Annotated in this window: 29 protein-coding genes and 1 pseudogene; 28 read left to right on the forward strand and 2 right to left on the reverse strand. The window is 41.8% G+C overall.

Annotated elements, in window-relative coordinates; translation table 11 throughout:
- The first annotated feature begins 93 nt into the window (after positions 1 to 93).
- The 4 genes from mobV (at position 94) to ASU35_RS11040 (ending at position 4096) form a co-directional block, all read left to right on the forward strand.
- Positions 94 to 1038, forward strand: a complete 945-nt coding sequence (gene mobV, locus ASU35_RS11025; RefSeq protein WP_002334814.1) for a MobV family relaxase — start codon at positions 94 to 96, stop codon at positions 1036 to 1038.
- A gap of 72 nt (positions 1039 to 1110) precedes the next feature.
- Entirely contained in the window at positions 1111 to 1305 is a 195-nt protein-coding gene (locus tag ASU35_RS11030; protein WP_002334813.1) for a hypothetical protein, read from the forward strand.
- A 99-nt stretch (positions 1306 to 1404) separates the two neighbouring features.
- Positions 1405 to 3027: a recombinase family protein gene (locus ASU35_RS11035; protein WP_002334812.1), complete on the forward strand. Its 1623-nt coding sequence runs from the start codon at positions 1405 to 1407 to the stop codon at positions 3025 to 3027.
- 67 nt (positions 3028 to 3094) lie between these two features.
- Positions 3095 to 4096 (forward strand): hypothetical protein, encoded by a 1002-nt coding sequence (locus tag ASU35_RS11040; protein ID WP_058353067.1) that lies wholly within the window; start codon positions 3095 to 3097, stop codon positions 4094 to 4096.
- Here ASU35_RS11040 and ASU35_RS11045 read toward each other — a convergent pair.
- The gene (locus ASU35_RS11045) at positions 4087 to 5592 is read right to left on the reverse strand and encodes a putative polysaccharide biosynthesis protein (protein ID WP_058353068.1); all 1506 of its coding nucleotides are present in this window, start codon (positions 5590 to 5592) and stop codon (positions 4087 to 4089) included. The two genes, ASU35_RS11040 and ASU35_RS11045, sit on opposite strands and share 10 nt — an antisense overlap.
- 290 nt (positions 5593 to 5882) lie before the next feature.
- On the opposite strand from ASU35_RS11045, the gene cptIN reads away from it, so the two are divergent.
- The 15 genes from cptIN (at position 5883) to ASU35_RS20235 (ending at position 17305) form a co-directional block, all read left to right on the forward strand.
- The gene (gene cptIN, locus ASU35_RS11050) at positions 5883 to 6347 is read left to right on the forward strand and encodes a type III toxin-antitoxin system CptIN family toxin (protein WP_058353069.1); all 465 of its coding nucleotides are present in this window, start codon (positions 5883 to 5885) and stop codon (positions 6345 to 6347) included.
- 190 nt (positions 6348 to 6537) lie between these two features.
- The gene (locus ASU35_RS11055; RefSeq protein WP_058353070.1) at positions 6538 to 6996 is read left to right on the forward strand and encodes an RrF2 family transcriptional regulator; all 459 of its coding nucleotides are present in this window, start codon (positions 6538 to 6540) and stop codon (positions 6994 to 6996) included.
- Between the two features lie 17 nt (positions 6997 to 7013).
- Positions 7014 to 8210: a cysteine desulfurase NifS gene (gene nifS, locus ASU35_RS11060; protein ID WP_058353149.1), complete on the forward strand. Its 1197-nt coding sequence runs from the start codon at positions 7014 to 7016 to the stop codon at positions 8208 to 8210.
- 35 nt (positions 8211 to 8245) lie between these two features.
- Positions 8246 to 8689, forward strand: coding sequence for a Fe-S cluster assembly scaffold protein NifU (gene nifU, locus ASU35_RS11065; RefSeq protein ID WP_058353071.1), 444 nt, complete (start codon positions 8246 to 8248; stop codon positions 8687 to 8689).
- Positions 8670 to 9758: a tRNA 2-thiouridine(34) synthase MnmA gene (gene mnmA / locus ASU35_RS11070; RefSeq protein WP_147525430.1), complete on the forward strand. Its 1089-nt coding sequence runs from the start codon at positions 8670 to 8672 to the stop codon at positions 9756 to 9758. Before nifU ends, mnmA begins: the two co-directional genes overlap by 20 nt.
- A complete protein-coding gene (gene hydE / locus ASU35_RS11075) occupies positions 9755 to 10789 on the forward strand; it encodes a [FeFe] hydrogenase H-cluster radical SAM maturase HydE (RefSeq protein WP_058353073.1) in 1035 nt (344 codons plus the stop codon). Before mnmA ends, hydE begins: the two co-directional genes overlap by 4 nt.
- Before the next feature lie 295 nt (positions 10790 to 11084).
- Positions 11085 to 11195, forward strand: coding sequence for a JAB domain-containing protein (locus ASU35_RS18780; RefSeq protein WP_083504267.1), 111 nt, complete (start codon positions 11085 to 11087; stop codon positions 11193 to 11195).
- 288 nt (positions 11196 to 11483) lie between these two features.
- Positions 11484 to 12197, forward strand: coding sequence for a LytR/AlgR family response regulator transcription factor (locus ASU35_RS11080; protein WP_058353074.1), 714 nt, complete (start codon positions 11484 to 11486; stop codon positions 12195 to 12197).
- Positions 12194 to 13564: a sensor histidine kinase gene (locus ASU35_RS11085; protein ID WP_058353075.1), complete on the forward strand. Its 1371-nt coding sequence runs from the start codon at positions 12194 to 12196 to the stop codon at positions 13562 to 13564. Before ASU35_RS11080 ends, ASU35_RS11085 begins: the two co-directional genes overlap by 4 nt.
- A gap of 189 nt (positions 13565 to 13753) precedes the next feature.
- Positions 13754 to 14524: a FlxA-like family protein gene (locus tag ASU35_RS11090; protein ID WP_058353076.1), complete on the forward strand. Its 771-nt coding sequence runs from the start codon at positions 13754 to 13756 to the stop codon at positions 14522 to 14524.
- Between the two features lie 19 nt (positions 14525 to 14543).
- A complete protein-coding gene (locus ASU35_RS19320) occupies positions 14544 to 15071 on the forward strand; it encodes a hypothetical protein (RefSeq protein WP_242861266.1) in 528 nt (175 codons plus the stop codon).
- 375 nt (positions 15072 to 15446) lie between these two features.
- Positions 15447 to 15875, forward strand: coding sequence for a helix-turn-helix transcriptional regulator (locus ASU35_RS18785; protein WP_172794634.1), 429 nt, complete (start codon positions 15447 to 15449; stop codon positions 15873 to 15875).
- Positions 15859 to 16788 carry a HipA domain-containing protein gene (locus ASU35_RS11105; protein WP_058353077.1) on the forward strand — a complete coding sequence of 310 codons (930 nt, stop codon included), beginning with the start codon at positions 15859 to 15861 and terminating at the stop codon, positions 16786 to 16788. The genes ASU35_RS18785 and ASU35_RS11105 overlap by 17 nt, the downstream gene beginning before the upstream one ends.
- Positions 16789 to 16985: 197 nt before the next feature.
- Positions 16986 to 17126, forward strand: coding sequence for a hypothetical protein (locus ASU35_RS20230; RefSeq protein ID WP_242861267.1), 141 nt, complete (start codon positions 16986 to 16988; stop codon positions 17124 to 17126).
- Positions 17127 to 17152: 26 nt separating this feature from the next.
- Positions 17153 to 17305: a hypothetical protein gene (locus tag ASU35_RS20235; protein ID WP_242861268.1), complete on the forward strand. Its 153-nt coding sequence runs from the start codon at positions 17153 to 17155 to the stop codon at positions 17303 to 17305.
- Positions 17306 to 17357: 52 nt separating this feature from the next.
- On the opposite strand, the pseudogene ASU35_RS20750 reads toward ASU35_RS20235, so the two are convergent.
- A pseudogene (locus tag ASU35_RS20750) lies at positions 17358 to 17519 on the reverse strand (DUF6431 domain-containing protein); the annotation flags it as partial.
- Positions 17520 to 17771: 252 nt separating this feature from the next.
- Here ASU35_RS20750 and ASU35_RS11110 point away from each other — a divergent pair.
- The 9 genes from ASU35_RS11110 to ASU35_RS11145 all read left to right on the forward strand — a co-directional run bounded on the left by ASU35_RS11110 (position 17772) and on the right by ASU35_RS11145 (position 25751).
- Positions 17772 to 18977, forward strand: a complete 1206-nt coding sequence (locus tag ASU35_RS11110; protein WP_058353078.1) for a tyrosine-type recombinase/integrase — start codon at positions 17772 to 17774, stop codon at positions 18975 to 18977.
- Positions 18946 to 19329, forward strand: a complete 384-nt coding sequence (locus ASU35_RS11115; RefSeq protein ID WP_058353079.1) for a DUF6262 family protein — start codon at positions 18946 to 18948, stop codon at positions 19327 to 19329. The genes ASU35_RS11110 and ASU35_RS11115 overlap by 32 nt, the downstream gene beginning before the upstream one ends.
- A 115-nt stretch (positions 19330 to 19444) precedes the next feature.
- Positions 19445 to 19873, forward strand: coding sequence for an ATP-binding cassette domain-containing protein (locus tag ASU35_RS20940; RefSeq protein WP_058353080.1), 429 nt, complete (start codon positions 19445 to 19447; stop codon positions 19871 to 19873).
- Positions 19870 to 20046 carry a hypothetical protein gene (locus tag ASU35_RS20240; protein ID WP_242861269.1) on the forward strand — a complete coding sequence of 59 codons (177 nt, stop codon included), beginning with the start codon at positions 19870 to 19872 and terminating at the stop codon, positions 20044 to 20046. Before ASU35_RS20940 ends, ASU35_RS20240 begins: the two co-directional genes overlap by 4 nt.
- A gap of 44 nt (positions 20047 to 20090) precedes the next feature.
- Complete coding sequence (locus tag ASU35_RS20245; protein ID WP_242861270.1) at positions 20091 to 20324, forward strand: hypothetical protein; 234 nt, start codon at positions 20091 to 20093, stop codon at positions 20322 to 20324.
- 71 nt (positions 20325 to 20395) lie between these two features.
- The gene (locus tag ASU35_RS11130) at positions 20396 to 21388 is read left to right on the forward strand and encodes a Fic family protein (RefSeq protein ID WP_058353082.1); all 993 of its coding nucleotides are present in this window, start codon (positions 20396 to 20398) and stop codon (positions 21386 to 21388) included.
- A gap of 31 nt (positions 21389 to 21419) precedes the next feature.
- Positions 21420 to 23024, forward strand: a complete 1605-nt coding sequence (locus tag ASU35_RS11135; protein ID WP_058353083.1) for a response regulator — start codon at positions 21420 to 21422, stop codon at positions 23022 to 23024.
- 1 nt (position 23025) lies between these two features.
- Positions 23026 to 24825: a sensor histidine kinase gene (locus ASU35_RS11140; RefSeq protein WP_058353084.1), complete on the forward strand. Its 1800-nt coding sequence runs from the start codon at positions 23026 to 23028 to the stop codon at positions 24823 to 24825.
- Positions 24826 to 24827: 2 nt separating this feature from the next.
- Complete coding sequence (locus ASU35_RS11145; protein WP_058353085.1) at positions 24828 to 25751, forward strand: substrate-binding domain-containing protein; 924 nt, start codon at positions 24828 to 24830, stop codon at positions 25749 to 25751.
- The last annotated feature ends 10 nt before the right edge of the window (positions 25752 to 25761 follow it).

Here is a 25761-nt window from a genome sequence, read left to right on the forward strand (position 1 = left end):
TATTCTATCCATTCCAATCCTATCCGAGCTAATTTCTGCGGGATTTTCCCTGTGGAAAACCCCGGATAGGAAAGGAATGGGGAAAGGAGCAGAATGGCACAACACGCAATTTTGCGGTTTGAGAAGCACAAGGGCAACCCGGCAAGGCCGCTGGAAGCCCATCACGAAAGACAGAAAGAACAATACGCCAGCAACCCCGACATTGACACAAGCCGGAGCAAGTACAACTTTCATATCGTCAAGCCAGAGGGCAGGTACTATCATTTCATTCAAAACCGCATTGAACAGGCCGGGTGCCGAACCCGCAAGGACAGCACACGGTTTGTCGATACGCTGGTAACTGCCAGCCCGGAGTTTTTCAAGGGGAAATCCCCAAAGGAGATACAGGCGTTTTTCCAGAGGGCGGCGGACTTCCTCATTGGCCGGGTAGGACGGGAAAATATCGTGTCGGCGGTGGTACACATGGACGAGAAAACGCCCCACCTGCATTTGACCTTTGTTCCGCTGACAAAGGACAACCGCCTGTGTGCAAAGGAGATTATCGGCAACCGGGCAAACCTGACGAAGTGGCAGGACGATTTTCACGCCTATATGGTGGAGAAATATCCTGACTTGGAGCGTGGGGAGAGCGCCAGCAGGACAGGCCGGAAGCATATCCCCACCCGGCTTTTCAAACAGGCGGTTTCCCTCTCCCGGCAGGCAAGAGCCATTGAAGCCACACTGGACGGCATTAACCCGCTGAACGCCGGAAAGAAAAAAGAGGAAGCCCTCTCCATGCTGAAAAAGTGGTTCCCGCAGATGGAGAATTTCTCCGGGCAGTTGAAAAAGTACAAGGTCACAATCAATGACCTGCTGGCGGAGAATGAGAAGTTGGAAGCAAGGGCAAAGGCCAGCGAAAAAGGAAAGATGAAAGATACGATGGAACGGGCAAAGCTGAAAAGCGAACTGGACAATTTACAGCGGCTGGTTGACCGTATCCCGCCGGATATACTGGCGGAACTGAAACGTCAGCAGCGGCACACGGTAAAGGAAAGGTGATAGATATAAGCAGAAATTTTCGCCGCCTCTGTGCGGCATTGTACCTTGAAAACTGAATATGGAGGACACTGGATGGCAAAAAGTGAAAGCGATATTTTTACACCCCGAACAGGGCAGGTTATACAAGCAGAGAACGGCACGCAGTATTTTGTATGTGGGAACAACCGTATAAAAATCTCCGAACACTTCGCCGCAGGCGGGAAGCCCCTCGGTGATCTGATTGTAGATGTGGTGCGGCATACCGCAGAAAAAGCCGCTTCAACCTGATAGCCCATCATTGATAACACGCCCACGCTTATGATATAATTGCCATAGAGCAAAAGTATTGTAAGCGTGGGTTGTTTCTTTAGAAGGAGGATTTTTACGGTGAAACAACCTTACAATACTACGATTTACAACACGGCGCTTTATATGAGATTGAGCCGGGACGATGAACTGCAAGGAGAAAGCGGGAGTATTCAGACACAACGCATGATGCTCCGGCAATATGCCGCCGAGCATGGCCTGAATGTCATAGATGAATATATCGACGATGGATGGTCTGGAACGAACTTTGACAGGCCGGATTTTCAGAGAATGATTGATGACATTGAGGACGGGAAAATCAACTGCGTTGTTACGAAGGATTTATCCCGCTTAGGCAGAAACTACATTCTGACCGGCCAGTACACGGAAATCTACTTTCCCAGCAAAGGCGTCCGCTATATCGCTGTCAATGACAATGTGGACACCATCAACGGAGAGAATGAGCTTGCCCCATTCCTCAACATTCTGAATGAAATGCACGCCCGCCAGACCAGCAAAAAGGTAAAGGCGGCCATGCGGACACGGTTCGCAAATGGCGCACACTATGGAGCCTATGCTCCGCTTGGCTATGTCAAAGACCCAGATAAGAAAGGCCATCTTCTGATTGACCCGGAAACAAGGTGGATTATCGAAAAGATTTTTGACCTTGCCGTTCATGGCCGGGGAGCCGCCAGCATTACACGGATTTTGGTCGAAGAAAAAGTACCTACTCCCGGCTGGCTGAATTTCCAGAGATACGGCACTTTCGCAAATATCTATGCCGGAGCGCCGGAGGAAAAAGCCTATGCGTGGACGATAGCGCAGGTGAAAAGTATTCTGAAAGAGGAAACCTATATCGGACACAGCGTCCACAATAAGCAGACCAACATTTCATTCAAAAACAAGAAGAAAGTACGCAAGCCAAAAGAGGAATGGTATCGTGTGGAGAACACCCACGAAGCGATTATTTCCGAAGATGTGTTCCGTCAAGTACAGGAGCAGATTTGCAACAGGCGCAGACGGCAGAAGAACGGCACAACACAGATATTTTCCGGGCTGGTAAAATGTGCGGACTGCGGCTGGTCGCTGGCCTATGGTATGAACAGCCAGAACAAAAATCCCTATGCCCACTACCATTGTAGCAAGTACGGGCAAGGATTGCACCAGTGTTCCATGCACTATATCCGCTATGATGTGCTTTACGCCTATGTCCTTTCCCGTCTGCAATACTGGTCTGTGCTGGCACAGCAGGATGGGGACAAACTTCTGAAACGGCTACTTAACGCCAGCGACAAGGAACGCAATACTGCAAGGAAGCGGCAGACAGCCGAACTGAAAAAGGCGGAAAAGCGCAAAGCAGAAGTAGACACCCTGTTTGCAAAAATGTATGAGGACTGGTCTGCCGGACGCATTACAGAATACAATTTCAATATGCTGTCCGAAAAGTATCAGGGCGAACAGCGAGAATTGGACGTAAAAATTGAACGGCTTCACGAAGCGATGGAGACCGCCGCCCAGACAGCGGTTGACGCTGAAAAGTGGATAGGTCTGATGAAACAGTATGTCAATCCCACAGAATTGACGGCTGAACTTCTGAATACGCTGATTGAAAAAATCCTTGTCCATGAAGCGGTCAAAAGTGAGGACGGAAGCCGGGAACAGGAAGTGGAAATCTTCTACCGCTTTATCGGCAAAATCGAATGACACATCTTGAGATACCCAACAATATCTTTAACTAAGGGAAACGGGAGATGGACTTCCCGAAATTTCCATGCTGCCGGTGCTGGCAGAGGTCTATGAGACAACGGCAGATGAGCTTTTGGCAGGAAAGCGGCTGGAAAAGGAGACGGTAGAAAAAAAGGAACTGGGAAGGCAGTGGAGATACTGCTATGAACAGACAGAGTATCGCTTGACGAATTTATGCTTGATAGCAGTGGCGGTTTTCCTGGGTGGATTTTTTTTGGTAAAGGTTCTTAAAAAGGCACTTCTGTATCTATTTGGTTTTGAACTGAGTATAGCAGTTGCTTTTACTGCAGGTCTGTGGTTCTGGCTTTTAGGAACGGTACTGTGGGTAATAGGATTCCGCAGCTTCATCCAAAGGATTGGAGCTATACCACAGGAGGAAGATAAGAAAAAGCTTTATAGCGACTGTCTGGAACGAGGTATAAAAAAGTCCTCTGTAACGGCTGGTATCAGTGGTGGCTTGATTTTTTTGAGCCTGAAAGTCGCATTTTTAGAAAAGTTGCCAGCGGCTGTAATCGTTGGTTTACTTAATGGAATTTTTCTGCGGCTTTTTTTTATGAAATGGTACAAAATTCAATTAAAGAAACAGCTTGGTATAGTAATGGGAATACTGCTGGCAGGAATTTTAGTAAGCGGCGGCTTTCGGGGCTTTACCAATGCTGTCATTAATAAAGGAGTAGCACAGGCACTTCCGGAGCTGGAATTTGCTTCCCTTGTAAACCACTATTTTCAGGCCTACAATGCTTTTAAAAATGCAAGAGATATGGAAGGCATTTGGCCGGAACAGGAAAAAGGGGACGAAATTGTACATCCGGAGTATTTTGACGAGGAAATTAAGTATCATGAGCGTTATGCTGATTATGTAGGAATTATCCGCTTTGACTATGAAAATCACACGGTTTACCGAAAATATAGCGGCGAGGCTCTGGAGGCAGAAAAAAAGACGCAGACAACTGGCGAATTTATCATCCTTTTACTGACCTGTTTGGCTGCCGGTGGATATAGTTTTTTAGTCCGCCGTCAGAACTGAAAGTCTGACGGACGGATAACATTTAATATGTAAAGAAGTGCCAAATAGGAAAGACAAAGTCCAAGGCAGCAAAGAAATAGCACTAAGGCGTTTGAAATATCCGGCAGCATAGAAAAATACTGATAGCTTTTGTGAGTAAGAAAGCCTAAAAAGGACAGACTGATGCCAGGCTTCAAAATCCAGGAAATAGCATCAATTTTCAAAGGAAAGCTTCTGTTGATTGCCTGGAAATCCAGCAGGGAGATGGTAAGCTGACTGACTAAAAGGCCGGTGAGGTAGCCATTGATTCCCTGACCGGGCACAAGGAAAAATAAAAAGCCGATACGGATGGAAAGGCCGGCAACTGTATTCAGAAAGGTTAAGTGGGTCTGACCAAGGCCGTTGATGATACTCCCGAGGGTAGTGGACAGGTATAAAAAGGGACACAGCCAGGAGAGGATTATCATAAAGGTGCCGGCAGCCGGATTGTGAAAAAATATGTTTCCCAGAGCATCTCCAAAGACAAGGAAAATGCAGGTAGATAAAAGGCCGATTAAAATACTGTATTTTACGGTAAGACCGCCGATATGCTGGATGCGGTTTTCTCTACCGTCAGCCTGAGCCTCCGAGATCGTCGGGAGTAAAAGGACTGCCAGAGAATTCGTAATGGTAGAAGGAAACAAAATAAAGGGCATGGCCATTCCATGCAGAACACCGTATAAGCCCAGAGCTTCTGAAGAAGAAAGCCCATGGGCTTTTAACATATGAGGAATCAAAATAGCTTCGCCACTGTTTAAAAGGCTGATAATCAGGCGGGTGGCTGTTAAGGGTACGGCCAGCAGTAAAAGCCGCTTCATAATGGACTCGCTGGACCTGAGTCGGGAGCTGGGAATGATTTTTGCAGGCCGGTGGAAAAAAAGAGAAAAAAGGCTAAAAAGGTCTGCTGCAATTTCTCCGAGAACTACACCAAAGACAGCCAGTTCACAGGTAACCTTTGCATCACCGCTGCCAATAAAAATTGCCAGAAAGTAAACGGAAATAATCCGAACCAGCTGCTCCAGAAGCTGGTTCAAGGCGGGAATTGCTGTCCTTTTTAAGCCATAGTAGTAGCCGTTAATGCAGGCTGTCATGCCGCAAAAGGGAAATACACAGGCCAGCACCTTAAAAGAACTGGTACAGTCAGGCTCCAGAATGATAGACTGGGCAATAAAATCGGCATTAAAATAGACCAGCATGGATAAAAGGCTGGCGATAGAAACAGAACAGAGCATACCGGTATAGAGGACGCGGCGTTTGTCCGGGTGGCTGGCAGCCATCTGGGAAATTGAAGTCTGGATGCCGGAGGCATACAGGGTAAAGCAAATGCCGTAGACTGGAAATACCAGCTGATACAGGCCCAAATCCCGGGCAGACAGCATGTTGGAAAGATAAATTTTATAGAAAAAGCCCATAATCCGGGTTAAGAATCCGGCCAGGGTTAAAATCAGGGTTCCGGTGAGAACTTTATTTTTTTTCATGGAATATTCCTAAAAGAAAGAGTTGTTTCATTATATTCAGGAGAGCTGGCCTTCATTCGGATTGAATCGCTTATATTTTGCATATAATAATATAGAGAAGTCCTTGACTTTTTATTTTATACTTGTTAAAATACAATTAGGAAGAAAGTTTACCACTGACCGATATGTGGTATATAAGTGGTCGGGTTGAAAGTTTACCGCTGACCAATATGCGGTATATAAGTGGTTGGGTTGAAAGTTTAGTCCTTCGCCGAAAGGCGAGGGACTTTTTACATAGCAAGGATGGGTGAATGAAAAAAACAGGGTTTTATATTATTAAAGACAAATTTTTTGAAGATATGTCAGATCCTTACCTTAAAGGGAATAAGGAGGGAAACAGACCACATTATTATTGTTTTGAAGACAGTGATATGGGAATTTATTGGATGATACCACTGTCAAGCAAGATTCAGAAGTTTAAAAAAATTATAGAAAAGAAAGAAAAAGCAGGAAAATCTTGTGATATTCTTTGCATTGTAAAATTGGATGATGACAGAGAAAGTGCTTTTTTGATTCAGGATATGTTTCCTATTACAGAAGAATACATAGAACGTGAATATACGATTGCGGGTAATCATTTAATGCTGACAAGTGAGCATACAGCGAAAATGATTGAACAAAAGGCAAGAAAAGTTATGGGTATGTTAAAACGTGGGGTAAAATTTATGCCAACCCAACCAGATGTAATTACGATATTAAAAAAATTGAAAAAATAGTAATGAATGCCGGTATTCTGATGGATACTGGCATTTTATATAGAATAGAAAATTTAAGATGTGAAATCTCTTGACAGACACTTTGCTGCATGGTAATATAAGTTTTGGAAATCCCAAGTAAATTACTAGGAATTAAATTAGTAGGAATTAAATTACTCGGAATTAAATACGCAAGATGGGAGGCGTTAAAATGAAACTGTCCACAAAGGGGCGTTATGGATTGAGGGCGGTTCTTGACCTGGCTTCGAACAGTGAGACAGAGGCGGTAGCCTTAAGCAGTATTGCAGAGAGGCAGAGCATATCAATTAGTTATCTGGAGCAATTGATTGCCAAGCTTAAGAAGGCTGGGATTGTAGAAAGCACCAGAGGTGCCAGGGGTGGCTATATTTTAGCTAAACCGGCAGAGGAGATCTCGATAGGAGAGATTTTAAGAGCTCTGGAGGGTGACTTAAATCCGGTGGATTGCTCGGAGCTGATAGGTGGATCAAGCTGTAACGCATCTGATATATGTGTAACAAAATATGTTTGGAAGCGTATAAGTGATAGTATAAATGCTGCAGTTGATGGACTTATGCTTTCAGAGCTGGTTAAGGAAAGCAGAGAGGTACAAGCTGCAAGACAGGAAAAGAAAAACGATAAATTATGTTAAAGGCAGGAGAGAGAAGAATGAATAAAAAGATTTATCTGGATAATGCGGCAACAACAAAGACAAGACCAGAGGTTGTAGAGGCAATGCTTCCTTATTTTACAGAGAAATTTGGTAATCCCTCCAGTGTATATGAGTTTGCAGGTCTGAGCCGGACAGCGGTAGATGAAGCCAGGGCCCAGATAGCAAAGACCCTGGGAGCAGAGGAAAAGGATATTTATTTTACAGCCGGAGGCTCAGAGTCCGACAACTGGGCATTGAAGGCTGCGGCAGAGGCTTATAAGGAAAAGGGAAACCACATCATTACGACTAAAATTGAGCATCATGCGATTTTACACACCTGCGAATATCTGGAAAAGCAGGGTGCTGAGGTGACTTATCTGGATGTGGATGAAAATGGTGTGGTTAAGCTGGAGGAATTAAAAAAGGCAATCCGCCCGACAACGATTCTAATTTCTGTTATGTTTGCTAATAATGAAATTGGAACCATTCAGCCGATTAAGGAAATCGGTGAGATTGCAAAGGAGCATGGTATTTTATTCCATACCGATGCGGTACAGGCCTTTGGACAGGTGCCGATTGATGTAAATGAGCTGCATATTGATATGTTAAGTGCCAGCGGACATAAGCTAAATGGACCGAAGGGAATCGGCTTCCTTTATATCCGTAAGGGCTTAAGGCTTAAATCCTTTATACACGGCGGTGCTCAGGAACGCCGCAGACGTGCGGGTACAGAAAATGTACCTGGCATTGTAGGATTTGGTAAGGCGACGGAGATTGCAGCAGCCACGATGGAGGAGCGTGCAAGGAGAGAAGCAGAGCTTCGTGACCTCTTAATTGACCGTATTTTAAAGGAGGTTCCTTATGTACGGTTAAATGGACACAGAACAAACCGCCTTCCAAATAATGCAAACTTCAGCTTCCAGTTTGTAGAAGGAGAATCTCTTCTGATTATGCTGGATATGCAGGGAATCTGCGGCTCCAGTGGATCAGCATGTACCTCTGGCTCTCTGGATCCATCTCATGTGCTTCTGGCTATCGGTCTGCCTCATGAGATTGCTCACGGCTCCTTAAGACTTACCTTAAGTCATGAGACTACGAAGGAAGAGATTGAATATACGATTGAAAAATTAAAGGAGATTGTTGCAAAATTAAGGAGTATGTCTCCATTGTATGAGGATTTTGTAGCGAAGAATAAAATTCCACAGGAAGATTAATTGTTTATAGAGAAAGATTCAGGAGGAAAATAAAAATGTACAGTGAAAAAGTAATGGACCATTTTACAAATCCAAGAAATGTTGGAGAAATAGAGGATGCAAGTGGTGTAGGTACTGTTGGTAACGCAAAATGCGGTGATATTATGAGAATGTACCTCGATATTGATGATAATGACATTATAAGGGACTGTAAGTTCAAGACCTTTGGCTGTGGTGCAGCGATTGCAACGAGCAGTATGGCAACAGAGCTGGTTAAGGGAAAGACAATTCAGGAGGCTCTGCAGATAACAAATAAGGCTGTTATGGAGGCTCTGGATGGACTTCCACCGGTGAAGGTTCACTGCTCCTTACTGGCAGAGGAAGCCATCCATGCAGCACTCTGGGATTATGCAGAAAAGCATGGCATAAGGATTGAAGGACTTTCTAAGCCAAAGTCTGATATTCATGAGGGCGAAGAGGATGACACAGAAGAATACTAAAAGAGTAGTAGTAGGCATGTCCGGAGGAGTTGACTCCTCTGTGGCTGCCTATCTTTTAAAGGAAGCAGGCTATGAGGTCATCGGTGTGACGATGCAGATATGGCAGGATGAGGAGATTAGTGTGCAGGAGGAAAATGGCGGCTGCTGTGGCTTAAGTGCGGTAGATGATGCCAGAAGAGTAGCAGCACAGCTTGGGATTCCTTATTATGTCATGAACTTTAAAAAGGAATTCAAGGAAAATGTTATGGATTATTTTTTAGAGGAATATCTGGCAGGACGTACACCGAATCCTTGTATTGCCTGCAATCGTTATGTAAAATGGGAGGCTCTTTTAAAGCGTGCCTTGGATATCGGAGCAGATTATATTGCAACAGGCCATTATGCCCGCATTACACAGCTTCCTAACGGTCGATATACCTTAAAGACCTCTGCTACCCAGTTAAAGGATCAGACCTATGCTCTGTATAATCTGAACCAGCACCAGCTGTCTCATACGCTGATGCCAGTGGGAGAATATAGAAAAGAGGCAATCCGCCAGATTGCAGAGGAAATCGGCCTTCAGGTAGCCCATAAGCCTGACAGTCAGGAGATTTGCTTTATTCCGGACAACGATTACGGCCGTTTCATTTCAGAAAACAGCGGTGAACTGGTAAAGCCTGGTAATTTTGTGGATGAGAAAGGAAATATTCTGGGAACCCACCGAGGTATCCCTTATTATACGATAGGACAAAGAAAGGGACTCAACCTGTCTATGGGCCGACCTGTTTTTGTAAAGGAAATCCGTCCCGAGACCAATGAGGTTGTTATTTCAGATAACGAAAGCCTTTTTTCTAACCGGGTAACAGCGGACAAGCTAAATTTCATGTCCATTGAGAAGCTGGAGGGAGAATGCCGTGTTATCGCTAAAATCCGATATAACCATAAGGGTGCTTCGGCAGCTGTTCGTATGATTTCTGAGGATACGCTGGAATGTGTTTTTGATGAGCCACAAAGAGCAGCCACTCCGGGCCAGGCATTAGTGCTTTATGAGAAGGATGGAAGCGTACTGGGTGGAGGAACGATTAAATGAATATCATTAAAAAGCTGATAGAAAATCACGAGCTAACAAAAGAGGAATATATAAAGCTTTTAGACATGGTGGATAATCCGGCGGTGGTGGAAGCACTCAAGGGGGCAGCGGTACGTCTTAAAAAAGAACATTATGGAAATAAGGTCTATACCAGAGGCTTGATTGAATTTACAAATTATTGTAAAAATGGCTGCTATTACTGTGGTATTAACCGGGAAAACCGGGAGGCAAAAAGGTATCGCCTCAGCCGGGAGGAGATTTTATCCTGCTGTGAGAATGGCTATGAGCTGGGCTTTCGTACCTTTGTACTGCAGGGAGGCGAGGATCCTTATTTTACAGATGACAGGATGGTAGAGCTTATTCGGGAGATAAAGGAGAAGTATTCGGATTGTGCCTTGACGCTGTCTATAGGAGAAAAATCCTATGAAAGCTACCGGGCTTTTAGGGAGGCCGGTGCAGACAGATATCTTTTACGTCATGAGACAGCCAGTGAGGAGCTTTACAGGAAGCTGCATCCAGAAGAAATGAAGCTGTCCAGCCGAAAGGAATGCTTGTATCAGTTAAAGGAGCTGGGTTACCAGGTAGGAGCCGGCTTTATGGTGGGCTCACCGGGACAGGCGATAGAGCATCTGGCAGAGGATCTTCTGTTTTTAAAGGAGTTAAAGCCACAGATGGTGGGAATTGGACCTTTTATTCCGCATCATGATACCCGATTTGCCGGTGAAAAAGCAGGAAGTGTTGAAATGACGCTGTTTTTGCTTTCGATTATCCGCATTCTGCTTCCTAAGGTGCTGCTTCCAGCAACAACGGCTCTTGGAACTCTGGATCCGCGTGGAAGAGAAAAGGGTCTATGTGCGGGAGCAAATGTTGTTATGCCGAATCTGTCTCCGGTAAAGAACCGGAAGCTGTATGATTTGTATGATAATAAAATCTGCACTGGTGAAGAGGCTGCAGAGTGTCGTGGCTGCTTAAGCCGAAGAGTTGAGTCAGTAGGGTATCAGCTGGTCTGCGAGCGTGGCGATGCTATATAAAATACCCCTTGTAAAATTTAGTCAATGGATTACAATAAGATTAACCGCATTGGTTAGTCTTATTTTTATACCAATTTAGCGGTAAAGATGAGGAAGTGCTGTTATATCAAACCAAAAATCCGAGTCAGTATCACAGATATCCATAATCAATCTGAGAGTGAAGCTGTTTGCTTTGATTAGCTACAATTTTATAATGAAACATTTAGTGAGGACTATATTAGCACTTGTGATGGAGTAATTTATCAGCTGATTTGGTTTTCTTTTCTTTTGGAAGGAGCATAAGTTGTGTGAGCTTATGGGGATACCGCTTATTGACCATATCATTGTCGGTGGAGATAACCATGCTTTCTTTAGTTTCAGAGAAAAAGGCATGCAAGGTGAGAATAATGGAGGGAAGATTTACTGAGGAAGAACTTGCAATAGCAAAGAGCGTAAATCTTTGATGGATTCCATTCGTATCTATAACAGGAGTCATTGTTTCTGATGGTCAAGGCAATTTGATAAAGGCAATAATGGTGGCTCACAGATAGATTTATTTCTGAAGGAACATTAGTGCTTTTAGAAGGAGTGGAAGGAATATAGTGGTACTCTGTTTCGCAACAAAAAAATTTCGATTCACAACATTACAGATAGATATTGCATGAACTTTTCCGATATAGTAGATATAAATATATGTAAGCAAGGAAGTGACAAGATGCAAATTGCTATCTGCGATGATGAAAAGTCTATAGGGCTGATACTGGAAGAAAAAATAAAAAAGTTATTGCCGGATGCAGTTATAGATAAATATTTATCTGGTGATGAGCTGATTGTAAGCGGTTGTAAGCCAGATATTCTCTTTTTGGATATCCAGATGCCGGAAATGGATGGAATGGAAACGGCAAGGATTCTGCGTCAGAAAAATGAAAAAATGGTATTGATATTTGTGACAGCGGCGGAGGAGTATGTTTTTCAAGCATTTGATGTTGCAGCATTTCATTATCTAGTTAAGCCCTTTTCAGATGAAAAATTTGAGGAAGTTGTGAAACGTGCAGTCAGGATCATTGGAGAATATTCTGAAAACAAATCGGATGAAAAGTACATAATGGTACAGTCTGCAGGAAGTCATATTAAAGTTTTTTTGAAGGATATTGTGTATGCCGAGGTATATAACAGAAAGGTCATTATCCATACACGAAATACAGACATCGAATATTATGGAAAATTAAAGGAGCTGAGCGAAATGGCGGGGGCAGATTTTTTCCGTACACACAGAGCATACCTCGTACATTTCAAATATGTTCAGAGATATGATGCAAATTGCGTAACGATGGAAAATGGAACTGCATTGATTGCAAAACAGAATTATCCTGAGTTTGTGAAGCAATATCTGAAATATAACCAGAGGAAAGGAAATGAGGTCAGATGAGTTTAGTGGAAAGATGCTGGATGATTACATCGAAGTTTTCTGTTATTGCACTTCTGATGATTACAGGAATCTGTTTTGGTATTTTTGTATGTCCATATATGAAAAAGAAAAAGGAAGCTGTTGGGGTCAGTATTGTTTATGTTGTAATCATGTCTGTGTTGTATATGATTCCACCACAGATTGACAATTTTTCTGCATATTTGCTGGGAGTTGTGGCAGCGTTTCTTGTGATGTATGTACAGAACAGAAGAAACATATATCAGAAAATATTTCTTGCAGTCACTTTCTTTTCTATCCGATGGCTAGCGGTTGCAATGGCAAGCAGACTGGATGACTTTATTACGAAAGCTTTGGTTTTTCGGAATACAATTGCTGGCAGGGAATGGCTGCAATATGGACTCTATGTTGGAACAAAAATTTTGGATATTGTACTTTGTATTGTTTTTATTGCAGTTGCAATAGGTCTGATCAATAAAGCATATGTATATAAAAAAGATGAGATGAGTGTCAAAGAGATGGTAATGCTTATCATACCTTCTCTTGTAGGTGTAACAGGGTATGGCATTTTGCAATATTATCTTACTATATACGAAAAAGATACCGGAAAGAGCTTGATTAATACCTATGGATTTTATGGTGCTTTAAGCTTTTTACACTATCTGATTTCCATAGTTGCTATTCTTGTTATGATTGTGATGTTCCAAAATTGGAAAGAGATGCAGGAAGAACAGCGGGGGCAGGAGCTGGTGTTAAATCAGGTCAGTGATATGGAAAAACATATCGGGGAAGTGGAAAAGCTGTATCAAGATATCCGTTCCCTACGCCATGACATGGGAAATCATATCCAGACACTGGAACATCTGGTTGCACTTCATAATACGGATGATGCCACAGGATATCTGGAGCATTTGAAAAAGGAGTGGAATGAGGTATCTCCTGAGATAAAAACGGGAAGTCCTGTAATTGATGTGATTCTCATTGAAAAGCTGAGAGAAGCAAGGGAAAAACAGATTTGTTTTACATCAGATTTTCATTATCCAGAAAATACTAAGCTGAATGCGTTTGACCTGAGTGTGATTCTGAATAATGCCCTGAATAACTGTATGGAAAATGTAAGTGGAGAAAATCCTTATATCAGCATTTCCTCTTTTCGGAAAAAAAGTATTTTTATGATAACCATAAAGAACAGATATCAGGGGCAGTTAAAATATAGTGAAAGTGATCTGCCGGAAACAACGAAATCCGGAAAGGAACATGGATTTGGACTTAATAATATACGCAGGGTTGCAAAGATGTATATGGGAGATATATCTTTGGAGCAGGTGAATCAGGAAGTAATTTTAAGTATTATGTTACAGGTGGAATAGAGATAAGAAGCACTAAGTATTTTGAAACCAGGATATTTAGTGCTTTTTCGTGCAAGTAGAGATGAAAATATACTGCTTCACAACAAAAAAAGGTCGGTTCACTACATCGAAGTTTATTGCGGAAAGGAAAGTGCCGAAAGAAAAAATAAGAAAACGGATTTCAAATAATCAGATTAAGGAGGACACACAATGAGAATTAATGGTTTTAGTGGAACGAATGCACAGGCAGGAGCAATGGGAATGGCACAGACGAATGATTCTGTAAGCAGGAATATACAGAACCAGATTGCAAATGCACGGCAGAAGTTACAGGACTTATCATCAAATGAAGAAATGTCATTAGAGGATAAGATGAAAAAGCGTCAGGAAATACAGCAGGAGATAACGAATCTCAATCAGCAGTTAAGACAACATCAGATTGAGCAGCGAAAAGAACAGCAGAGTAAGAATTCATCATCTATGGATGATATGGTAGCCGGTACGAATAATGCATCTGCAAAGAAAAGCACAGGATTATCACAGGCAAGTATGCAGGCCATGATTTCAGCAGATTCCTCCATGAAACAGGCAAAGATACAGGGCAGTATGGCGACACAGATGAAAGGACGGGCAGGTGTGCTTGAGTCTGAAATCAAACAGGATGCAGGAAAAGGAAATACTGAAAAGAAGGAAGAAGAACTGGCAGATCTACAGACAAAGGCACAGTCTGCAACAGTAGCACAGATGTCCACCCTTGCGGATGTAAATAAATCTATAGGAGAAGCAGCAAAGGAAGACAGCAGAATTGAAAACACCGAAGCAAAGAATGATAAGACACAGGAAGCTATAGGTGCTGCACCAGAGAATACAGATGTCAAGGCAGAACCGGAAACGGTAACAACGGTAGAAATTTCGGTTTCGAAAACCGGGCAGAATGCAGCACAACAGGCAGTATATACACCGATTGATGTGCGTTTATAGCCGGAATTGGAAATGGTATATGTCAGAAATCAAGAGCTTTAGTGATTATAAAAGTAAATATAACAGCAATGTAGGTTATTCCACATTATTTGGCGGAACCTCCGACAGTTCATCCGTAGGAAATACCAATATGCTGTTTGATTATATTGCAATTAAGAGCGGTAGCTATGGAAAACTTATGAAAGCATATTATGCAAAGCAGGATGCGGAAAAATTATCGGGTAAAAGCGATACCGCACAGAAACTTACACTGATGAAAATAAGTGCGGATTCTTTGAAAAAATCAGTGGATACCCTGAATGATGCTTCGCTCTGGGAAAAGAAGAAAATAAAAAAGAAAGATGAAAAGACAGGGGAGGAAACAGAGGTAGAGGAGTATGACTGGGATGCAATCACCAAAATAGTAAAATCTTTTATTGATGATTATAATGATGTTATCAAGGAAGCAGGAGAATCCAACACAAAAGATGTGTTGCGAAATGTTTTGTGGATGACAGGTATGACAGAAAAAACAGTAATTTGCTCTCTAAAATCGGAATTACCATAGGCAAGGGAAATAAGCTGGAACTGGACGAAGAGGCTTTGAAGAAAGCGGATATCAGTTCGCTGAAAACTGTTTTTACAGGATACAATTCTTTTACAAATAAAATAGCACAGAAGGCGACTGCCATATCAAATGCTGCAAACCGGGCAAATACGACTTACACAAATAATGGTACATATTCTAAGGTAAATTTTTCTTTGACATTGAGTAGTTTGAACGGACCCTTGCAGGACTTCTTATGGCACTGAGTCTTCTGTTACTGTTTCATGCAGCAAGGAAGTGTATAAGGAAATTTCTAAAACCTTGCTAAAAACTTTTTACTTTCTATTGATAATATTTCGGTATGCCGATATAATAAATAGAGAGGAGGAAATGGCGATGGTAGAAAGGTTATTGAAGAAACAGAACATGACAAAATACCGACTTGCGGTAGAAGCAGGTATTCCTCACGCTACACTGAACGATATATGCAGTGGAAAAACCAGATTGGAAAAATGCAGTGCAGAAACGGTATATAAATTGGCAAAGGTATTGGGTGTTTCCATGGAAATGCTGACAGTTGCAGGAATACAGAATGCAGAAAGGGAACGTGCCTTTGAATATGGTCTGCCGGAATATCTGCAGCATGATTTAGATGCCTATAAGGAAGGTCTGAAAGTTAAGTCTGATTTATTGGACTGTTTGTGGGGAGAACTGTACGGAAGCATTAACATAGCAGAAATTAATGATGGAGCAATTACACGGGAACATGCAGAATTTTTGCGAAACAAGTATCTTTTCGGAGGAAAACATGACAGGAACGATTGATTTTACGAACTGCAAAAAGATTTTAGGAAGGGCATATAATGGTGCTAACGGAAAGAAGATTGCAGTGGAATATAACGGAAGAGAGTATATGCTTAAGTTTCCACCGTCGGGTGCGATAAAGCCTACAGAGCTGTCCTATACGAACAGTTGTATCAGTGAGCATATCGCAAGCAGTATCTTTAACATGGTTGGCATCAAGGCACAGGAAACCCTGCTTGGAACATATGAAGTAAGCGGGAAAGTGAAGGTGGTATGTGCATGCTGGGATTTTACGGAAGGCAGGTACCGGTTGTTTGACTTTTGCTCCATAAAAAATACCATTCTGGATTCCGAGTCCGGAGGAAGCGGAACAGAACTGGCAGACATTATGGATACCATAGAAAAACAGCAGTATGTGGAACCGTCCCTTTTGATGCAGCACTTTTGGAATATGTTTGTGATAGATGCCCTGCTTGGAAATTTTGACAGGCACAATGGAAACTGGGGCTTTTTGTATGATGATTCTACAAAAGAGGCAAGCCTTGCTCCGATTTATGACTGCGGAAGCTGTCTGTTGCCACAGGCAGACGAAAGGATTATGGAACAGGCACTGGTAAATGTAGATGTGCTGAATGCCAGAATATACCAATTCCCAACATCAGCCATTAAGTTGGACGGAAGAAAAATCAATTACTATGATTTTCTTATGTCAGCAGAGGAACCGGAATGCAATGCCGCAATACAAAGAATGGTTCCGAAAATTAACTTGGAGCAGATAAAAGGGTTCATTGAGGAAGTACCCTTTATCACTGAGTTGCAGAAAAACTTTTATAAGAGATATATTACTGCAAGGTTTGAACAGATTTTAAAGCCTGCCTATGACATGGTAATGTCAGAAAAGCAGGAGCTGTCGGAACCGAATATGACAATGTAATAGATGAACTTAGAGGACACCGTAAAAAGCGGTGTCTTTTTTGTGCAGAAAATTAAGAAAGAAGTGGAGGACGATCATGAAAAAGATGTTAGTAGCAGCCGGTGTGTTGGCAGTTATCACAGGTGTGGTGGCTGCAGTATGCAAGAACCGCAAGAGATATACAAAGGTAAGAACAAATTATTAGGAGGAATCAAAGAATGAAATTATTTAAGAACCGAACCGTGTTGGGAATTTTCTGTATTGCAGTGTCCCTGATTATCTGCTTTGTCATTACACCCCCCTTGTCAATGCAGGCTTATCCAAGAAAGTCACCATTGTCCGTTTCAATAAACAGGTGAATGAGGGCGAAGAGATTACAAGGAATATGTTGGACGAGGTAGAGGTAGGAAATCATAACCTGCCGGAGAACGTGATAAGAAATGTTGCAGATGTGGAAGGAAAATATCTGACCGCCACTGTGTATGTACGGTGCTTTGCAGATAATCATGGAGCAGGAAGAACCAGAGCTTCCATCTGAGAATCGTACTGTTTTCACAGTAACTGTCCTGACGGGAGGGTACCTGTTCTTCCAGTGCCTGTGAAATGGTGGCAGATTCATGACGTTTATAGGGCACAATAATGTCGGGAAGCTCATGACTGATCCGCCCACAGCCTGTGCATTTCAGTCTCCGGATAATCGGATGGGCGACAGAGGCATCCTGTCTGTATAATATCCTTTTACGACTTCCGATTACCTGAAATCCACCTTCGCACCATGGGCAATGGGCGCTCTCCCTGCTCCTTACATAAAAAAATCAGAGTTATCCTTGCGTTCTAATCGGTAATGTTTTATAATGACCATGTTTAGTGAGTGGAGCATTCCCGATGACGTGCTGGTAACACGACATCATAAAGGGAATGCTCTTTTTCTTTCTATAGATTTATGGTCATAATAACCGTCTGTTCATGGACTGGCAAGTCCGGTAGCTTTCGGATAAAAAACAGTGGCTATAACAGTTACCAAAAAGCGTGAGTGCGTATATGGAACAGTAGTCCTGCTAAAGACACGTGAATTTGGGTATCTGGATGCAATGCTTGATTTTGTAGGCGGGCAGGAAATCCCGGAAAGGGAAAAGGATATCTGGAAACTTGAAAAATTAGACATCCCTTACAAAGACAACTTAATCAAAAGTTCCAAGACAATCAATTTCACCGGCATACCTCAAAAGGAAATCCGGGAAGAAGTGAAAAAGGGAATATACCTAAACCTACAGGGCGAAGCAATTGCTTGCGTACAAAAAGAGATGACTGCCATGAGGCGGTTATCAAAATACCTAAAGGAAAGGTATCCACGGATTCAGTCATGTAAGGAACTGGAAAGAGAAATCGTTGAAGAGTATCTGACCTACCTAAAAACTGAGGCAACAGAAACAAAACATTTTCATGCAGATATAAATAGGCTTCGGGCAGTCTTGGAAAGCATCGGTCATACATGCGGATATCAGAATTTAAGCACTTTATTTTTAACAAGAGATATCCCACCGGCACGAAAAGCAGAATTTAAGGTATATTCTGATGAAGAGTTAAAGCGATTAAATGCAGCAATTGTAAATATGGATGAGCAGACTGCAAGACTCATGGTAATTCATCAGATGCTGGGAACGAGAATTTCGGATACCCTAACACTTGAAACAGACTGCTTGTATGAAAAGGAAATTGATACTATTATTCGAATCCGGCAGATGAAAACTAGCACTTATGAGAAGCCGGTTAGTGCAGAACGGGCAGCTTTGATAAGAAAAGCGATTGCTTATACGCAGGAAAGATTCGGAGAAACACAGTACATTTTTGTTAACGAGAACAATCCGAATAAGCCGATGCAGTATGGTACGATACAAAGCCGAATCGTAAAGATGATTCGAGAGCAGAACATAAGAGATGACAATGGTAACTTATTCGGCTTCGGCTCTCACTTATACCGGCACTATTATGGCGTAAAGCTGACAGAGATGCATTTGGATGACTGGACCATAGCAAAACTGCTCGGACACAGTAATCTCAAAAATGTAAAATATTATAGGAAGATGAGCAATCAGATTCTGGCAGATGATACACGAAAGGCACGAAAAAGGTTGTCCGATATCATACTGCAAAATCTCGATGGATGGGGTGATGAATATGAGCAAATACGACAAGATGGTGGAATGTAACCGCAGAGTTAGTGTAGAAAAGATTAACCTTGCCAGAATAACAATACTGGAAATGGTAGAAGAAGGCGAGAGAGTGACAGTACCAAAACTGATGGTACAAACAGGATTATCAAGAGGGTTCTTTTATAAGAATCCAACCGTGAGGAAATTGGTAGATGAAGCTGTGGAGAAACAGGCAGGTATGGTTGATCCACGAAAAGGAATCCTTGACATGGTCATGGATAACGAAATTGCAAAACTGCATGAGCAGATAAGACTCCTAAGAGGAGAGAACGAGCAGCTCAAAGAAGAGAATCAGAGATTGAAAAAGGCTCTGGATAAAAAGAACATGAACATACTAAAAAACCTATAAGTAAAGAAAACAATAGAATACATGAACCTCGGAATTGAGGGGCATAAGTAAGCGCATGGTTAACATTGACTATGCGTTTTCTTTCATATAAAATATAAAGGGTGAACAGGAAACTATGGATGAACCAACCAGTGGCCTGGATCCGCTTATGCAGAATCGTTTTGTTGAATTGATTTTAGAGGAGAAGAAGAAGGGAGCTACGATTCTTATGTCCTCCCATATGTTTGAAGAGGTGGAGAGAACCTGCGACAGAACGGCAATTATCAGAAGTGGGCGGCTGGCAGCTGTGGAAACATTGGAAAAGCTAAAGGAGAGTAAAAGAAAAATTTTTGAACTAAAGGCAGCCTCAGAAGAGGAAGCAACAGAGCTTTCTAAGGCATTACCGGGAAGTGAGAAAAAGGGTGTCTGGGTCAATACTACCGATGAGGGAAATATGGATGGTTTCCTGAAGAAAATCAGTCATTTTTCTATTGTAGATATGAATGTGCGGACGCAGACCTTAGAGGAACTGTTTATGAACTATTATGGGGAGGAATTAAAATGAACCGGATTTTATTTTTAAAGGAATGTAAATCAAATTATAAGCTTCTTCTGATTTTTATGGCAGTGCTTACGATGTATGGTTCCATGATTGTGGCTATGTTTGACCCAAGGCTAGGAGAAAGCCTTGCTATGATGGCAGAAAGTATGCCAGATACCTGTATGGTTTTCTGCTGATTGCTTTCCCGTCGGTATTTATCGTGCTTTTAGCAAGCCGCCTTGTGACCCGTTACATAGACAGAGGCTCTATGGCATATCTTTTGGCGACACCAAACTGCCGGAGAAATATTATAGTAACCCAGGCAGTATTTATGGCAGCCAGCCTCCTTTGTCTGGTAGCTTATGTAACAGTGCTTTGTCTGGCAGTCAGTGAAGGACTTTTTCCAGGTGAGATGGAGGTAAAGAAATTTCTGGTACTGAATGCAGGTCTGTATGGACTTTTGCTTTTCTATTAATTAACTATTGATATTTTATATAAAAATAGTTAAGATAGTAAGTAAGATAATAAGCAAGATGAGGTGATGGAATGAATGATTATATACCACCATATACGATATCAAATAAAATGCTTGAATATGTCTCTTCCATTTCGGAAAAGGTTGGAAAAATAAATAGTCATAAAGAACTGGAATCAAAACCTCACTTAAGAAGAAATAACAGGATACGGTCAATCCATTCTTCTCTGAAAATAGAAGCTAATTCGTTGTCTTTATCTGAAGTTAGGGATGCTATTAACGGACATCTTGTGCTAGGTAATCAGAAAGAGATTCAAGAAGTAAAGAATGCTTATGCAGCATACGAAAGAATAGAAGAAATCAATCCGTCAAGTATTACTGATTTAAAAAAGATATATGGAATAATGACGGATAGGATTGTAAATGAGTCAGGTGTTTTTAGAAAAGGGGATGAGGGGGTATTTTCAAGAGACAAATGTATTTTTGTTGCACCGCCACCACATAGGATAAACGATTTGATGAAAGAACTATTATTCTGGATTAAAAAGAACGAGGGCAAGGTGCATCCTCTTATCATGTCCGCTGTTTTTCATTATGAATTTGTTTTTATACATCCTTTTTCTGATGGCAACGGAAGAATGGCAAGGCTTTGGCACACGGTTATCTTATATAGATGGCGAAGTATATTTGCGTATATTCCGTTGGAGAGCCAGATTGAAAAATTTCAAGATGATTATTATGATGCTATAGCTCAATGTCATGTAAATGGTAATTCTGATATCTTTATTGAGTTTATGCTTGAAAAGATAGATCAGGCTCTCGATGATGTTATTTTACAGGTGAATAAATCTAACGCTGGTACTTCGGAATATGTAAAGAGGCTTCTTGAATGTATGGAATATGATGTGCCGTATACAGCAAATGCTATTATGGAGCGGCTAGGTCTAAAATCAAAAGAAACCTTACGGAAAAATTATTTGAAGCCAGCTATGGAACTGGGACTGGTTAACATGACATTGTCAGATAAGCCTAACAGCAGGAACCAAAGATATGTAAAACAGTAAACTTAAATGAAAAAGGTAGAGAGGAAGCAATATGGATTTATATAAAGTAATGCTGGTGGATGATGAGCCGGAGGTTATCGAGGCAGTTATCCGGAAAATGGATTGGGAGGGGTTAGGCTTTGAAGTGATAGGCTATGCCCAGAACGGAGAGGAGGCTTTGGAGATAGCAGAGGGAAATGTACCGGATGTTGTGATGACGGATATTAAGATGCCTTTTATGGACGGCTTGACTTTAAGTAAAAAATTGAAGGAAAGCTATGATGGGATTAAGGTTATTATCTTTTCTGGCTTTGATGAGTTTGAGTATGCCAGAGAGGCAATTAAGCTGGAGGTTGAAGAATATATTTTAAAGCCGATTAAGCTGGAGGAGCTGACGGAGATTTTCCGGAGGATGAAGGAAGCCCTGGATAGAGAAAGAAATGAAAAACTGAACCTTCATATGCTTAAGGAATATTATCAGAAGAGCCTTCCTATGATGCAGGATCAGTTTTATATTGGGCTTTTAGAGGGAAGGATTGACAAGGAGCAGATTGACAGCTTCCGAAAGAACTACCAGATTGAGCTTGAGGCTCCTTTTTATACGGTAGCGGTGATTCGATTCCAGATGGCAGCAGAGGCTGCTGGTACTATGGAAAAGGAGCTGATGCAGTTTTCCATGAAACGTCTGGCAGATGAAAACCTGGAGAGCCTGTATCAATTTAAGAGCTTTTTGTATTTTGAGCAGATTGTTTATATTACAATGCTTTCGGACAAGTTCCAGGTAAAAGAATATACGGATCTTATGGATCGTATCTGCAAGACGGCGAACCGTATTCTTAAGATGAATGCGGCAGCGGGAATTGGCTGTGTATGTGAGAGCCTGGATGCTTTGTGTGATTCTTATACAGGAGCTAAAAATGCAGTATTTTATGGAGAGGGAAGAGGAAGCAACCAGGCGGTTTATATTGACTATATCCAACCACAAAGCAGTGCTACAACAGATTGGAGTGATAAGGAAATTTCCTCTATTATCCGGGAAATCCGAGTGGGGGATAAAGAGAGCCTGGGAATCAAAATCGAAGAATTTATTGTGCATCTTAAGGAAGCTCAGATGCCGGTACCACAGTTTAAGATAACCTTGATGGAGCTGGTGACGGAAATGTATAAGATGACCTGTGCCTATCCGGTTGATGCAACAGAGATTTTTGGAGATGATATGGATGTTTACCGGATAGTAAATCATTTTACAACCATGGAGGATTTAAAGCAGTGGCTTTTAGAAAGCTGCTTAAAGCTTCGTAAATCAGCCAGCAGGGAACGGTCTAATTCGGCAAAAATTCTGGTGGATAAGGCGGTGGCTTATCTGGAGGAAAATTACAGTGACAGTGAGCTTTCGGTAGAAAAGCTGTGTGGAGTATTAAATGTCAGTGCGGCTTACTTTTGCACAATTTTTAAGAAAGAGACGGGAAAGACCTTCTTAAATTATCTGACAGACCTTAGAATGGAAAAAGCAATACGGCTTTTAGAGGAAACAGAAGAAAAATCCTATGTGATTTCTGAAATGGTAGGCTATGCGGAACCAAATTATTTCAGCTATGTATTTAAGAAAAAATATGGTATGGCACCTTCGAAATACAGAAAGACAAGAATGGAGTAAAATGATACGGAAAATAAAGAAATATTGGGAAAGCTTTGCAAAAAGGCATGGATTGACAAGTATCCAGTTTACAATATCAGCCTCTTTTACACTGATTGCCGTAGTCTGCATGAGCTTTATAGGTATTATGCTGTATAACAGATTTGTTTCCAGAACAGAGAAAATGACGGTGCGGGCGACAGAGCAGCTGTTAAACCAGACAAATACAAATCTGGAAACCTATCTTCGTAACATGATGCGGATTTCCGATACGATGTATTATTCGGTAATTAAAAATAAGGATATTTCAGCAGAGACCATGGATGGTGAAATGAACCTTCTTTATGAGGCAAATAAGGATTATTTAGTGAATATATCCTGCTTTAAAGAGGATGGAACGCTGGTAGAAGCAACGCCGGTTAACAATTTAAAAAAGGATATAGATGTAAGAAATCAGGCATGGTTTACAGCTGCGGCTCAAAAAATGGAAAATCTGCATTTCTCTACACCCCATGTCCAAAATCTTTTTGACGATACATCCTACCGTTATTATTGGGTGGTGTCCCTAAGCAGAATGGTGGAATTTACTTCGGCGGGAAACAATGTGCGTGGAATTTTACTGGTTGATATGAATTTCAGCGGTATTGAGAAGCTCTTTAAGCGTTCAAATTCCTTGGGAGAGTCTGGGTATATTTATCTGGTAGATAGTGAGGGAAAGCTGATTTACCATCCAAAGCAGAAGCTGATTGCAGCAGGAATTGTAAAGGAAAACAATGAAGCTGTGGCAGGCTATGAGGATGGCTCCCATAAGGAAAGCTTTGACGGAGAAAAAAGAGTGGTCACAGTAAAGACAGTTGCCTATACCGGATGGAAAATTGTAAATGTAACACCAAACAGTGCCTTTGACATCAATTTGTCCCAGACAAGGTTTTTTGTGATTCTGATTGTATTTATAACGATGGTAGTTATGATTTTAGTGAACCAGTCAGTTTCTGCTCAGATAGCAAGGCCAATTAAGCGGCTGGATGATTCAGTTAAGGGATTGGAAAATGGCAATCTGGATGTTGTTGTTTATGACGGTGGTGGCTCCAACGAGATTGAACATCTTGGGAAGACCCTGAACTCGATGGTGGTACAGCTTCGTAAGCTGATGGAAAAGGTTGTTATGGAGCAGGAAGAGAAACGGCGTTCTGAGCTGGATGCATTGCAGTCCCAGATTAATCCTCATTTTTTATATAATACTCTGGATTCTATTGTCTGGATGATTGAAGGAGAACGGTATCAGGAGGCTATCTGCATGGTAACAGATCTTGCCAGCCTGTTCCGTATCAGTCTCAGCAAGGGAAAAAATATTATTTCCATTAAGGATGAGCTTTTACATGCAAGAAATTACATGAATATACAGAAAATCCGTTATAAAGATAAGTTTTCGATTGAATATGATATTGAAGAGGAAATTTATGAATACGCCACAGTAAAGCTGATTATACAGCCTCTTTTGGAAAATGCTATTTATTATGGAATTGAGTATATGTATGGTGACGGTGAAATTCTGGTAAAGGGCTATAAGCGTGGTGAAGATATTTATATTGAGGTTACAGATAATGGCATGGGAATGACGAAGGAGGTTGTGGATCGTCTTCTGACAGACCATAACCGGGTACGGGCTAAGGGCTCTGGCGTTGGACTTATTAACGTACACAAGAGAATTCAGCTTCGTTATGGAGAGGCCTATGGCCTTACAGTAGAAAGCTGTCCGGATGAAGGTACCACAGTTAGGATTCATCTGCCAGCTATCCGTTATGAAAGAAGGGAGGGATAGCTGTGAAGAAAAAATTAAGTCATGCGGTGCTTTTGACTGGGATTATCCTGTTTTGTCTTATTATATTCAGTTATGCCTATTGGAATGGAGGAACCATAGAGGATATAGTAAGGGTATCTGTTATTTTGGATTCCCAGAACAGTCAGCAATGGAAGGTACTGCGGCAGGGGATGGAAAGCTTTGCCAAGGAAAATGAAATTGAGGTAAGCTATGTTATCTTGGCAGGAGAGGAAAGCATTAAGGAGCAGATGGAAATACTCCACCGTGAAGTGCAAAATGGAGCAGAGGGTATTGTATTAAATCTGCCAAATAAGGGAGCACTGGTAAAACAAATTAATGAAACCTTAAGCCAGACGCGGATTGTAATGGTGGATTCTTCTCTGCCTCTTACCTTTGATTGTGGCTATATTGCCCCGGATAATGCAGCAATGGGAAAAAAACTTGCAGAAACAGTGCTTTCAGAAGCCAGAGAAGAGGAGAACTTTGGTATTATGATTGGAAATAGCGATATGCAGGCAAATCAGGAACGCTTGCAGGGAGTGAAGGAGATTCTGGGAGAGAGGATTGCTTTTGTGGCTTCTACTCCAGATGGAGTGTCTAAGGAGCTTTGGCAAAAAACACAGAGGCTTCTCTTTTTGGATGTTCAGGCAGGGGAAGCTGCAGTCGATAAGGCAAAGGAGGATGGAAAGCTTCTTTACGGGATTGGAAGAACAGAAAAGCTGGTATATTATCTGGATAAGGGGATAGTAGACGCTCTGCTGGTAACTGATGATTTTGTTATGGGATATACGGCATTGCAGAGCTTATATCGGCAGCTTCGCTATTATGCGGCGATTGAAAGTGAGACAATACCATATATTCTGGTAGACCGGGAGAATCTTTATACAGGAGAAAATGAGAGGATTCTGTTTCCGGCAGTGCAGTAGGGCAGAAAGG

This window comes from Acetivibrio ethanolgignens, assembly GCF_001461035.1.
Taxonomy (GTDB): domain Bacteria; phylum Bacillota; class Clostridia; order Lachnospirales; family Lachnospiraceae; genus Velocimicrobium; species Velocimicrobium ethanolgignens.